The organism is Spirosoma flavum (assembly GCF_042686045.1).
In the GTDB taxonomy this organism is placed as follows: Bacteria; Bacteroidota; Bacteroidia; order Cytophagales; family Spirosomataceae; genus Spirosoma; species Spirosoma flavum.
The window spans coordinates 192,539-205,356 of record NZ_JBHUOM010000001.1 but is presented as its reverse complement, the minus strand read 5'-3'; the positions used below and the strand labels follow the sequence as shown (position 1 = coordinate 205,356).

Sequence of the window (12,818 nt, the reverse complement as noted above, 5' to 3'; positions counted from 1 at the left end):
CGTTTTAAAACTCACTCCTTGGTTATCACCTCATCCAGATTCAGCATCGTATTAGCGGTTACAGTCAAGGCGGCTAATTGAGGTGAAATAGTAGAACAATCTAGTCCGGGTCGATCCAGCAACCTCTCTGCCTGGCCCGGTTTTTGGCGATAATACTGCTCCGTGTTTCGGTAAAGTCGAACCAGAACGGCTAATTTCTTAGGAGGCAGATCGTACAGCATTACCCGCCGAAACCCGCGCTGAATCTGGGCTTCGGGCGATTTTCCCTGCTGTTGCATGTACTCAGCTAATTTTTGGGCGGCCTCCACATAAACTGGATCGTTGAGTGTGACGAGTGCCTGTAAAGGCGTATTGGTTCGGATACGTCTCGACTGACAGAATTCCCGGCTTGGACTATCAAACGTAACCATCGATGGATACGGTGCTGTACGTTTCCAATAAGTATATATGGCCCGTCGATGCAGGTCTTCGCCCGTACTTTGCTTCCAGGATTCACCATCGTAAGGCGATTGCCAGATGCCATCGGGTTGAACAGGCATGACGCTTGGACCGTACATTTTATGGCTTAACAAACCACTTACAGCTAGTGCCTGATCGTGAACAACTTCGGCTAATAAGCGAACGCGTGGCCCCCGCGCCAGCAATTTATTGAATGGGTCTTTTGCCACCATTTCCGGCGAGGCCTTGGATTGCTGCCGATACGTAGCAGACATAACCATCTTTTTTAGAATCTTCTTGACGCTCCAATGGTCAGTTTCCATGAACTCAACCGCCAGATAATCCAGCAATTCACGATGGGTTGGCGAAATTCCCTGCGTACCCATATCTTCTACTGTCTCAACGATACCCGTACCAAATAACTGCTCCCAAAAGCGATTCACCGCTACACGGGCAGTTAGCGGATGCTCCCGGCTAACCATCCAACGAGCCAATCCCAGCCTGTTTTTTGGCAGTTTGGGGTCCATTGCCGGGAAAGACTTAGGTACATCGGGGGTTACTTTTTTACCTTTTACAAGCCAGTTGCCGCGCTGAAAAACGTATGTCTCTCGGGCTAAATCGCCCGATCCATCGAGCATAATGGGTGTTTGTTCGGCATCGGCGTTAAGAATTTCCAGTAGCCGTTTATCCTGATCGCCAACGGCATTAAGTGGCTGGCCGGGCAGAATTGGCTGAAACGATACCCACTTAATCATAACCCACTCTTTTGGGGCCTTCGGACTGGTAAGCGATAAATACAGGTTATGCTTTCCCTGCACCTGCGGCAACGGAATCATCTGGATGGTATCGTTCCACTGACCGCCGGTTTCAGGAACGGCTAAATTCGCCAGAATCGGCCCGTCGAGGTTATCCTGCCGAATTATGACGGTAGCACCGGGTGCTTTGGTTCCCCAGGCAATTAGCAAGCGGGGACGTCCCGTCATGGTCACGTTTTTAATACGAACCGAACCTTTGTCCTGAAAACCAAAATATTTGGCATCAAGCAATGACGCATTAACTAATTGGTCGAAGTCGTGCGAATTGATTTTTGGCTCAACCGTTCGCACCAATTTAGTAATCTGGTTAACGCTGATCTGCCTCTGCTTCGGGCTGGTAACGGAGGTGAAAATGTAGTGTTGTAAAGAATTGATTTTTAAGGAGTCAGCAGGCTTATAAAAGCGAAGCGTTGGCGTGTCGCTGGTTACGTCTTCATCGCGGCTATTATTGAAGAAAGCAAGATATTTGTAATACTCATCGTGGGTAAACGGGTCATACGGGTGGCTGTGGCATTGAATGCAGGCAAAAGTTGTTCCCTGAAATACATCCCAGGTAGTGTTAACCCGGTCAAGCACAGCCGCTATCCTGAACTCTTCGTCCTGCGTACCGCCCTCGTCGTTAGTCATCGTGTTGCGATGGAAACCAGTTGCAATAAATTGAGCGTCAGTAGGATTTGGCATTAAATCACCCGCCAATTGCTCGACGGTGAACTGATCGAACGGCTTATCGTCATTAAAGGACTTTATCAACCAGTCGCGGTATCGCCAGATTTTCCGACCTGGGTCGCGTTCATACCCTTTGGTATCGGCGTAGCGGGCCAGATCGAGCCACATGCTCGTCCAGCGTTCGCCATAAGCAGGCGATTTTAAACATCGATCAACAACTTTCTCGTAGGCATCTGGTGATTTATCCTCGACAAAGGCGGAGACTTCTGTTTCGGTTGGTGGCAAGCCCGTCAAATCAAGCGATACCCGACGAATCAGCGTAGCTCGATCAGCCTCGGGCGAAGGCTTTAAATGGTCAGACGGGGCATCCTGCTTTAGTTTATCCAGAATAAAATCATCAATTTCATTTTTCGCCCAGCTTGTTTCTTCATTTTCTGATAGACCCAATCGGCTCCAAAAGGTGCCGATTTTGGGAACGTCGGGCTTCTGAACAGTCTGATACGCCCAATGGTCGCCCCACTCGGCACCCTGATCAATCCATTTGCGAAGAAGGTCGATTTCGTCAGGCTTCAGGGCAGGGTGGTCAAGGGGCATCCGCTCGTCGGGGTCCGTTAGCGTCAGCCGCCGAATCATCTCGCTACCATCTGCATTGCCGGGAATGATAGCTAGTTTGCCGGACTTGGCTGGAGCCAGGGCTTCATGTTTGAACAACAGGGAGAAGTCAGATGCTTTTTTAACCCCACCGTGGCAGACAATGCAGTTTTTATTTAATAGGGGTTTGATTTGGGTATTATAGTCCACTCGTTTCTCGAAAAAGCCGAGAAATGAAGAAAGCATCAACGCAATTGTGATGCCTACCGTCCCTAAAATAACCCACCTAGTTTTCATAGAAGCCAGACACACAACCATTCGCTATCACTGAAAGCAGTAATGCTGGTTTTTGTCACCATTAAAATCACAACTCGATGTAATTTTAATGGTAATTTAGTGTATAGTCTTCATTACTAAGCCATAAAGAAGACTATATTTACCTCACCCGTACATCTACCTGAGCGGTATCATCTTCGCCATTTGTTGTGCCATTGCCCGGTGTAGAGTCGGGATCGGGAATACTGGAGGTTGTTAGTTGAACTGCGCAAGCACCTTGCCCAGTGGTAGTAGCACTAGTCCGAAAGCGTAACGAAACATAACTACCGGCGGCCAAGCTGCTGACAACGCCAACCGGATTGCCACCTGACAGCCCAAAATCATCGCCCGGCACAAACGTTTGACCGGCGGGCAGATAAGCGGCTACACTCAATCCCGTTGCCGCCAAACCACCCAGATTGGTAAGGGTTATTGTATACGTAATGATGTCGCCCAGGCGGGGAGCCCGGTTGTCAACAGATAGACTGAGGCTAACATCAGCTTTAGCGGGATCGGGAGTGGGCTGATTGCTACTAACGCCAGGTAACGGAACTTGGTTGGGATTCGGCGAGGTAAACACCGACGGGCTAAGTTGACGAGTTCGAAAATCTAGTTGAGCAGCATCGTCCTGACCGTCTCCGGTACCAGAGTTGGGTTGACTATCGGGGTCGCTGGTTAGTGACTGCGAAATTTCAGCTGCGTTCTGGTAGCTACCCAACGCGGTCGGCTGTGCGACGAAACTAACTATCTGACTAGCTCCCGCATTGAGATCTATAGCCGCACTTGTTAGCACCGTTCCAGTAACTGACAGGTCAGTTGATGAAACAAAGGCCAGATTACTGGGCAACCGATTTCGAACGATTATACTTTTTGTTGGCCCCGGTCCATCGTTGTGAATGAGCAGGCTAATGGTTACGGGCGTGTTTAGGTCTGGTGTTCGCTGACTAATACTCATTGCCAAACTCACATCGGCCTGATTTTTTATCTGGAATAGATTCGACGGGACAGCGGGCATGGCAGGCGATGTAGCCACTACCCGAATCTGGAAGTGACCACTTTGCAGGGCACTGGGTAACGTTACCTGTATCGGGCTGGTAGACCCGCTTCCCAAAACGCTTTTATACTGACCCAGTGAATCAAGTAGTTGCACCTGCCATTGGTTGCTCGCATCGAATGTACCAAGTGTAACAAATGATACAGATACCGTAGCACCGGGACCTATGTAAGCAGCCAGATTACCCGTTGCGGCAAACTGCGTTGGCGTAATAGGTTGAGCATTCTGAAAAAAAGCATTATTCAGGCTATTGTTCCAGTTTCGGGCAAAGCGCGACAGACCCATATTCGTCGGAATAGCTTTGTTATTCAGATAATATTGCGGGTGAATCGATGGGCGCGACACATTGCGAAAGTGTACATTAGTATCGCCCGCAGCTCGATTCCGGATTGTGTCGTTGAGCGGTCCCTGAAACACATTAAGACCGGCCATAGCAATCACACTCTCCTGCTGAGTCACCACATCAGGCGTTGTCTTTGTGCCATTAAACGACGCACGAGCCACTATCCAGGGAACATTTCGTCCACCAAAATCCTGACGTGATTTCTGAATAACTTCCTTAATCCGGGCAGCATACTGGGGAATATCTCCGCTGGCTACATCACCCTCAGCTTCGCCCTGATGCCAGAGTATAGCCCGTACGCCCGCTATAGCCCCATAATACTGTAATATGTTCTTCAGGTTAGTATACGGTTGAAGGTTCGGCCAGTTTGCCACACAGTAATACGCGTTACAAGTCGGAATGCCATTGGCCGTTTTATTCCAGTTATCAATTGTTGAGCCATCCCAACCAGCCACAAAAAAGGCTACCGGCACGTTGTAGCGGTTAACAATATAATCGCCCAATTCACCCCATCCCCACGAACTCTCGGCCATTGGAAATACCCGACGTGTGGCTGTCAGGGCTTTAAATATGGGCACGGGTGAAGGGTCGCCAGATGAGAGTAGGGCTTGTCCATCAGGAGGATAATAGTGATTAATTGAATCAATAGCATTCACGCGGTCGGTATTCGTGCCGAGATCATTATCACCAATACCTAGCCCGCGCGCGTTTGACTGTCCGGCTGTAATAAATACTTCACCAATACCAACTGGCTGTACAGTAGCCTGTTCAATAACGGTACTCCCTACAAGAGTACGCACCGTTAGCACATACCAGCCACCCGCCCCCGTCACATACCCTAAAAATAAGTTATTGGTTGGATTGGTTTGTACTGTTTGCCAAGCCGTAGCCACGCCCTGACCAGCGGCAACAGGCGTTAATTGAGCTTCCACCCGATCTATAGCGCCCGTAAATCGTCCAGATAGATAAAGTCGTCCATTGCCATCAGTCGCGCGCTGTATTACAAGGCGGGGCATTGGGTGCGAAATTTGAAGTTGGGCAATGGTTACCAGCGGCCAAACAACAAATAGAATGGCCCATTTAATAAACCTGAACATGAACGGTGGGTAAGTTAACACCGCGAAAATACAGAGAAACTTTGTCTGTATAGATACGCAAATTCAGTACTTCCTTTATTCGATTGCGACTAAATAGATTTTGTAATTATAATAGATTTAAGAGTTACATAGTTCAGTGTCTATATTATACAATATAGTCATTTAAATAAACATAAAGTATATATAATATTAATTAATTTACCTATATGTTTAACTTTAATTATAACATTAGCTTTTTTGTTAATCTCTATAAGACACCCAGGAGAATGTCCACTTATTCATATTTGGTGGGTAATGTTGGGTTAATAAGTGAAAAATCACCTTGCATACGATGTAGTAGACAAGGTGATTTTTATGCACTTGGGGAAAACCAATAACCTATACTTTACCTTTCAAATACTCTGCAGTGTAATTTCCATCGGTCAGTTTCACCATTTCTTCCGGCGTACCCGTAAAGGTTATGTAACCGCCGGTTTCGCCACCGTCGGGCCCAAGGTCAATGATGTGATCAGCATTTTTGATGACTTCCATATTATGCTCGATAATAATCACCGAATCGCCCTGATTAACCAGGGCGTTAATAGCCGAAAGTAACTTACGGATGTCGTGGAAGTGCAGGCCCGTTGTCGGCTCGTCGAAAATAAACAGGGTACTGCCCTTGTTAGGGTTGCCTTTGCCTAAAAACGACGCCAATTTAACTCGTTGAGCTTCACCCCCCGAGAGCGTGTTTGCCGACTGTCCCAACCCGATATACCCTAAACCTACATCCTGTAACGGTTGCAGTTTATCGGCCATTTTGGGTTCAACTTTTCGGAAGAAGCTAATAGCCTCATCAACGGTTAGGTCCAAAATATCTGAAATATTTTTGTCATGCAGGGTTACCTCCAATACTTCTTGCTTGAACCGTTTGCCCCCACAGCCTTCGCACTTTAGATAAATGTCGGCCATGAACTGCATTTCGATTTTCACTTCGCCCTCACCCTGACAAACCTCACAACGGCCTCCGTCTACGTTGAACGAAAAATGACTTGGCTTGTACGCCCGAGATTTCGACACGGGTTGATCAGCCATCACCTGCCGGAGGTAATCATAGGCTTTAATGTAGGTGACTGGATTTGAGCGACTCGATTTACCAATGGGGTTCTGGTCAATCATCTCAACAGCCGAAACGCGGTCGAGTGAACCCGTAAGGGAGTCGTATTTACCCGTTTCTTCGGTGCCTTCACCCCGCTGCCGCATCAAGGCCGGGTATAATACTTTCCGAATGAGGGTACTCTTGCCAGAACCCGATACACCTGTTACGACGGTGAGCGTATTGAGCGGCAACCGTACATTTACATCTTTGAGGTTATTCTCCCGTGCGCCTTTTAAGTCAATGAAGTTTGTCGCCTTCCGTCGAAACGTTGGCACTGGCACCGTCTCGCGACCCGTCAGAAAATCGAGCGTATGCGAATGAAGTGGTAACAGTAGTGGCTCGCTAGTATCAAATCCGGCATTCTCTGGCAATGTAGATTGAGAATCCGACGCGGCACTAGCCGACGACATCACATCATCCCACGTTCCCTGAAAAACCAAATGGCCACCCAGCGACCCGGCATCTGGACCAATGTCGATAAGTTGATCAGCGGCCCGCATAACTTCTTCTTCGTGTTCAACCACAATAACCGTGTTACCCATATCACGGAGCGATTCGAGTACACTAACTAACCGTTTTGTATCTCGGGGGTGAAGACCAATACTTGGTTCATCCAAAATATACATCGAACCAACCAAGGCCGACCCCAGTGATGTGGCTAGTTTAATACGCTGATATTCACCGCCAGACAGACTGTTGGTCAGTCGATTAAGCGTTAGGTATCCCAGTCCAACACGCTCCATATAGTCCAGGCGGTTGCGAATTTCAATCAATATTCGATTGGCTATCTGCTGCTGGTGTTCAGGTAACTCAAGGTTGTGAAAGAAGGTTGTAACCTGAGACAGCGGCAACAGGACAAGATCAGTAATGGATTTTCCGCCTACTTTAACATAGCTCGCATCCTTCCGCAACCGGGACCCTCTACACTCAGGACAAGTCGTCTTACCCCGATACCGTGACAACATAACACGGTACTGAACCTTAAACGTCTGGCTTTCGACAAAGGCAAAAAACGAGTTTATACCATCAAAATAGGTATTGCCCGTCCAGAGCAATTCCTGTTCAGCAGGTGTCAGTTCTTTGTAAGGGCGATGAATCGGGAAGTCGAAGCGAATGCCGTTTTTGAGCAATGGTTTCATAAACTCCTCGCTCATTTTCTCACTACGCCAGGGAGCAATAGCACCTTCGAATACGGAAAGATTTTTATCCGGAATCACTAAATCCGGGTCGATGCCCAACACTTTACCGAATCCATCGCACCGGCGGCAGGCTCCGTAGGGATTATTAAAGGTGAATAAATTCACACTCGGCTCCTCGAATTCAATTCCGTCTAACTCAAATTTATCCGAGAAAATTCGTGACTCCCGACCTACGATATCTATCCGGCAGGTGCCTTCGCCCTCACTAAAGGCTGTTTGGACCGAGTCTGAAAAGCGGTATTGATTATCTTCGTCGGGGTTGCCACTTTCATCATATAAAACGGTTCCCCGGTCAACAAGAATTTCGAGCGGAAAAGAACCTGCTTCAGTAACGCTAAGTTCATCAATCTGTACGCTGTTGCCCAGTACCTCCTCAATTTGCAATACCTGCCGACCCGTCGGACCGCCATCGCCAATAATACGGGTATAGCCCTTCTGAAGCAGGATATTCAGCTCATAAGCCAACGACCTTCCTTCGCGAACGCGCAATGGAGCCATGATCATTACCCGTTGCCCTGCTTCGAAGTTGTACATAAAATTGACAACATCTGTAACCGTATCTTTGCGAACTTCGTGGCCCGAAATAGGCGAATACGTAATGCCAGCCCGGCCAAAGAGCAACTTCAGGTAATCGTATATTTCGGTGGAGGTGCCAACCGTTGAGCGAGGATTGCGGGTCGAGACTTTTTGTTCGATGGCAATAGCGGGAGAAACCCCCTTAATATACTCGACATCAGGCTTTTCCATTCGGCCCAGAAACTGTCTTGCGTAGCTGCTCAGACTTTCGACGTACATTCGCTGGCCTTCGGCAAATAACGTGTCAAATGCCAGCGACGATTTGCCAGAACCCGACAAACCTGTCAACACAACTAATTTGTTGCGAGGTATGGCAACATCAATTCCTTTTAGATTATGTACTTTCGCCCCTTTAATAATAATAAACTGCTTGGGGTCGAGATGGTCAACAGAACGTAGTGGTCCGGTTTCCGTAGTCTGATTCATTCTAAGTTAATGAGGGTAAACTCTATCTAGATTTTAACGGTTTATTTCAAAATATGGTTTCTCCCGGCCAGTTAAAACGGGCTGGTGAACGTAATAATATTCTGCCATGCAACGGGATTCTGTCAATTACCGTACTGGCTAACAAACGAAATGAATTTTGCGCAGGAAGACATTATTCGGCTAAGTGTTTCGCTGTTGATTGGTGGCCTGATCGGAGCCGAGCGCGAGTATCATGGCAAGTCGGCAGGTTTGCGGACAATGATTATGATATGCGTCGGCTCGGCTTTGTTCACGATGATTTCGGGAAGAATCGGCGGTTCCGGCGACCGTATTGCGGCCAATATTGTCAATGGTATTGGTTTTCTGGGTGCGGGTATTATTTTTCGGGAGGATAACCGGGTGAAGGGTCTAACCACAGCCGCCACCGTCTGGTCGGTATCTGCCTTAGGCATGTGTGTTGGGGCGGGTCATTACGATATTGCGCTGGTGGGTTTCGTATTCATTCTAGGTTCACTATTATTGATGGTAGGTTTTGCCAATTGGATTCAGAAGTTGAACCAAACGCGTGATTATAAGATTGTAACAGCGTTTCACAACAAGACCCTTAATCAATACGAAGAGCTTTTCAAGGAGTATAATCTAAAGTCGATTCGAAACCAGCAGCAACGTATTGGAACGGAGATTATTGGTCATTGGCGGGTAGATGGCTCAGAACAGAACCATGAAAATTGTATTAAACGTTTGTTGAACGACCCGGAGGTAAAAGAATTTACCTTTTGATTTCGTTACGTAATAAGAGTTATTTTTTTGCAAAGAACACCATGAACCATATCCAAAAGTTACTGTTTATCACGGCTTTATTAAGTAGTAGCGTTGCATTCGGTCAACTGACGGAAGATCCCGATGAGCGCCGGGGTCAGGGCAAAGATCCGCTTAGAACCCAAACGCCAGAAGGCCGTCCATTGCCCTTCGGGCAGCGGCTTCGGTTTGGGGGGGGTATAAACGGCTTTCGCTTTGGCAACCCGTTCAGCCTGGGCATTTCGCCGGTTATTGCGTATCAGGCCAGCGAGCGAATGATTGTTGGGGTTGGAGTAAATTACACATACACCCGTTACAAGGCAGGCCTTCTCTATGCTACTCAAGGTGTCACTATTAATCAATACGGAGCCAGAGGGTTTGTCATGTATGAGTTCATTCCCAGTATTTTACCGAACTTGTATTTGCATGGCGAACTACAAACCAATACGTATCAGCAGAAAGTAGATCAGGTAGCCGGTGCTTATACGGGAACGATTGCCGCTCCATTTTTAGGGGTGACTTACATGCAACCCATAACCCGACGGTTTGGCGTAAATATCACGGCTCTCTATAATCTCAATTATAAACCGAACGACCCTATCTCTTATCAGGTTTACGGAGGTACTCCCTTTTTGCTTCGGTTATCGTTCTTTTAAGGAAGTATAAAGGAGGAGAGGGCGAAAAAGGAAAAGAGAGCACGACCTGTGCTCTCTTTTCCTTTTTCGCCCTCTCCTCCTTTTCAATTAACTTTGGCCCGACTCATTGTCTTATTGTATGCTGTTCAGTTCGGCCATTTTTTTATTTCTGTATCTCCCGCTCTTCCTGATTGTTTACTATCTGCTGCCCCGCCGGTGGAATAATGCCTTCTTATTTGGTGCTAGTCTGTTGTTCTATGCCTGGGGCGAAGGGGTAATTGTGTTGGTACTGCTGTTGTCGGCATTGATCAACTTTGTGGCCGGTCGGCTTGTGGAGAACGGTCGGCGTCGGGCTGGCTTACTATTATCGCTATTTGGTAGTCTAGGTCTACTCTTTTATTACAAGTACACCAATTTTCTGGTGGATTCGATACGCGGCATTGCCGAAGCATTTGCCTTGCCCATTGCTGATAATTTGAGCATTGCCCACATTGCGCTGCCCATTGGTATTAGTTTTTATACATTTCAGGGCATTTCCTATACATTGGATATCTATTGGGGTCGCATTCGGGCAAATCGCAGCTTCCTGGATTATGGCACCTATGTAGCCATGTTTCCACACCAGATTGCCGGGCCTATTGTTCGCTACGCCGACATAGCGCCCGAACTCGCCGACCGAACAGTAACTGTTGAAAAATTTGGCATTGGCGCTGAGCGATTTATCATCGGTATGGCAAAGAAAGTGCTGTTAGCCAATACCTTCGCTGAACTAGCCGATACTATTTTCAATGCACCACCCGACAGTTATCCGGCAGAGACGGCCTGGTTAGGCATTATAGCTTATTCGCTCCAGATTTACTTCGACTTTTCAGGGTATTCGGATATGGCCATTGGTTTAGGCAAGATGGTTGGCTTCGATTTTAAAGAGAATTTCAATTACCCTTACGTCGCCCAATCAATTCAGGATTTCTGGCGACGCTGGCATATTTCCCTGTCAAGTTGGTTTCGCGATTACCTCTACATTCCGTTGGGCGGCAATCGGGGCAGTAAAGCCCGTACCTATCGCAACCTGCTGATTGTGTTTTTCGTGACGGGACTTTGGCACGGAGCCAGTTGGAATTTCATTATCTGGGGGCTTTATCATGGCCTGTTTCTGCTCATTGAACGGGCGGGTCTTGGCAAGCGGCTAGAGCGCATATGGACACCCCTTGCTCACTTATACACCTTATTTGTCGTGCTGATTGGATGGGTATTTTTCAGAGCGGAAGACTTGACGTCGGCGATAGCTTATTTGCAGAAAATGGCTGGCTTTGCTACCATTGGTCGGCTGGCGTTTCCCTTGGCGTACTTCTTGAATATTGACGTTGTTGTTTCGCTGCTGTTAGGATTTGTACTGGTTACACCCATATATCATCGGTTCCAAACGGTGTGGCACAGATCACTAGCTCGGGTGGTGGCGACACCTACCCGGCTGACGTTAAGCGCAGCGTATGTACTTGGGCTGGTTGGCTTGTTTGTAATGGCCGTAGCGTATCTGGCGGCTGATACCTACAATCCGTTTATTTATTTCCGGTTTTAACGTCCAGTTCAGAAGCAATGAATCTACGACCTCGCCTACTAGCTTTCACGTTTGCTGTTCTGCTGTTACTGCCAATGCTTGATCAGGCACTGGGATTGTCAATACGATTTAGCAGTACCGAAAACCGACAGGTGCAGGGTATGCCCGCCTTAAATTTCCCGCATGTCCGCAGTTTTGTTCACCAGTTTGACCGCTATTATAAAGAGAATTTTGGTTGGCGTAATGCGTTGTTTTACGCTTACAGCCGCTGGAAATTTAATATGCTGGGGTTATCGCCCCTACCCGAAAAAGTAGTGGTTGGCAAAAATGGCTGGTTTTATCTGGGTAACAGCTATAACAAGGTCATAGACCAGCATCGGGGGCTGCAACCGCTCTCGGCTGATTCGGCTCGACGTATTGCCGACCATCTGATAAATCGGCAGCAGGAATTGGCGCAACAGGGTGCTCAATTGTATATTTTTATCGCTCCTGATTCGCACACAATTTACCCCGAATACCTACCTGACCATTTACAACAAAGCCCTGCTCCTTCCCGCTTAGATATACTTAAGGAGGCCATAAATAAAACGACTCTTCGTTTTGTAGACATTCGTGATACACTCCGGGCGGCAAAACGTAACCATGTCGTTTACTACCAGACAGATACGCATTGGAATGAATATGGAACGCTGATTGGCTGTGCAGCTTTGCTAAATCGCATTCGACTGGATCAGCCCACAGTAGCACCTGTTCGCTTGTCAGATTACCATATTGAACAGCAACGAGGTGGCGCGGGTGACCTGACTACTATGTTGACACTTCAGGATGAACAGAAAGATCCACTTTATTACTACATAAAACCAGTGCCAAACCGCATGGGTCGCCAAACAGCTCTTATACCAAATGAAGCTCTTGGATTCCCATCTACCCGGTTTACGGGTCCGGGTTCAGGCCGGTTGTTGTTTGTAGGCGACTCGTTCAGCCACGGTATGATGGGATATTTGCCGGGTTATTTCCGCGAATCATATTTCGTTCGTAGCAACCAACTAGACCCCATCTTAGTGAAAACTGAGCGACCTACTGTTGTTGTTATCGAGATCGTAGAGCGAAATATTAACAAACTGGCTACATTTTAAGGGGTTGTCGCCCATACGGATTAGATCGAGGCTAGT

At 47.6% G+C, this 12,818-nt stretch carries 7 protein-coding genes; 4 read left to right on the top strand and 3 right to left on the bottom strand.

The window, feature by feature from the left end; all coding sequences use genetic code 11:
- Positions 1-11: 11 nt before the first annotated feature.
- The 3 genes from ACFS25_RS00815 to ACFS25_RS00805 all read right to left on the bottom strand — a co-directional run bounded on the left by ACFS25_RS00815 (position 12) and on the right by ACFS25_RS00805 (position 8,655).
- Entirely contained in the window at positions 12-2,807 is a 2,796-nt protein-coding gene (locus ACFS25_RS00815; RefSeq protein ID WP_381496501.1) for a DUF1553 domain-containing protein, read from the bottom strand.
- A gap of 139 nt (positions 2,808-2,946) precedes the next feature.
- Positions 2,947-5,319 carry a sialate O-acetylesterase gene (locus tag ACFS25_RS00810; RefSeq protein ID WP_381496500.1) on the bottom strand — a complete coding sequence of 791 codons (2,373 nt, stop codon included), beginning with the start codon at positions 5,317-5,319 and terminating at the stop codon, positions 2,947-2,949.
- Between the two features lie 378 nt (positions 5,320-5,697).
- Positions 5,698-8,655, bottom strand: a complete 2,958-nt coding sequence (locus ACFS25_RS00805; RefSeq protein ID WP_381496499.1) for an excinuclease ABC subunit UvrA — start codon at positions 8,653-8,655, stop codon at positions 5,698-5,700.
- Between the two features lie 150 nt (positions 8,656-8,805).
- Between ACFS25_RS00805 and ACFS25_RS00800 the strand changes: the two genes are divergently transcribed.
- The 4 genes from ACFS25_RS00800 (at position 8,806) to ACFS25_RS00785 (ending at position 12,782) form a co-directional block, all read left to right on the top strand.
- Positions 8,806-9,435 carry an MgtC/SapB family protein gene (locus ACFS25_RS00800; RefSeq protein ID WP_381496498.1) on the top strand — a complete coding sequence of 210 codons (630 nt, stop codon included), beginning with the start codon at positions 8,806-8,808 and terminating at the stop codon, positions 9,433-9,435.
- A gap of 41 nt (positions 9,436-9,476) precedes the next feature.
- Complete coding sequence (locus ACFS25_RS00795) at positions 9,477-10,109, top strand: hypothetical protein (RefSeq protein ID WP_381496497.1); 633 nt, start codon at positions 9,477-9,479, stop codon at positions 10,107-10,109.
- Between the two features lie 118 nt (positions 10,110-10,227).
- The gene (locus ACFS25_RS00790) at positions 10,228-11,667 is read left to right on the top strand and encodes an MBOAT family O-acyltransferase (protein WP_381496496.1); all 1,440 of its coding nucleotides are present in this window, start codon (positions 10,228-10,230) and stop codon (positions 11,665-11,667) included.
- Between the two features lie 17 nt (positions 11,668-11,684).
- On the top strand, positions 11,685-12,782 hold the full coding sequence (locus ACFS25_RS00785) for an alginate O-acetyltransferase AlgX-related protein (protein ID WP_381496495.1): 1,098 nt from the start codon (positions 11,685-11,687) through the stop codon (positions 12,780-12,782).
- Positions 12,783-12,818: the final 36 nt, after the last annotated feature.

Bases quoted from the DNA above. Each gene is read 5' to 3' on its own strand.
- ACFS25_RS00815 (WP_381496501.1), bottom strand. From the start codon at position 2,807: ATGAAAACTAGGTGGGTTATTTTAGGGACGGTAGGCATCACAATTGCG.
- ACFS25_RS00810 (WP_381496500.1), bottom strand. From the start codon at position 5,319: ATGTTCAGGTTTATTAAATGGGCCATTCTATTTGTTGTTTGGCCGCTG.
- ACFS25_RS00805 (WP_381496499.1), bottom strand. From the start codon at position 8,655: ATGAATCAGACTACGGAAACCGGACCACTACGTTCTGTTGACCATCTC.
- ACFS25_RS00800 (WP_381496498.1), top strand. From the start codon at position 8,806: ATGAATTTTGCGCAGGAAGACATTATTCGGCTAAGTGTTTCGCTGTTG.
- ACFS25_RS00795 (WP_381496497.1), top strand. From the start codon at position 9,477: ATGAACCATATCCAAAAGTTACTGTTTATCACGGCTTTATTAAGTAGT.
- ACFS25_RS00790 (WP_381496496.1), top strand. From the start codon at position 10,228: ATGCTGTTCAGTTCGGCCATTTTTTTATTTCTGTATCTCCCGCTCTTC.
- ACFS25_RS00785 (WP_381496495.1), top strand. From the start codon at position 11,685: ATGAATCTACGACCTCGCCTACTAGCTTTCACGTTTGCTGTTCTGCTG.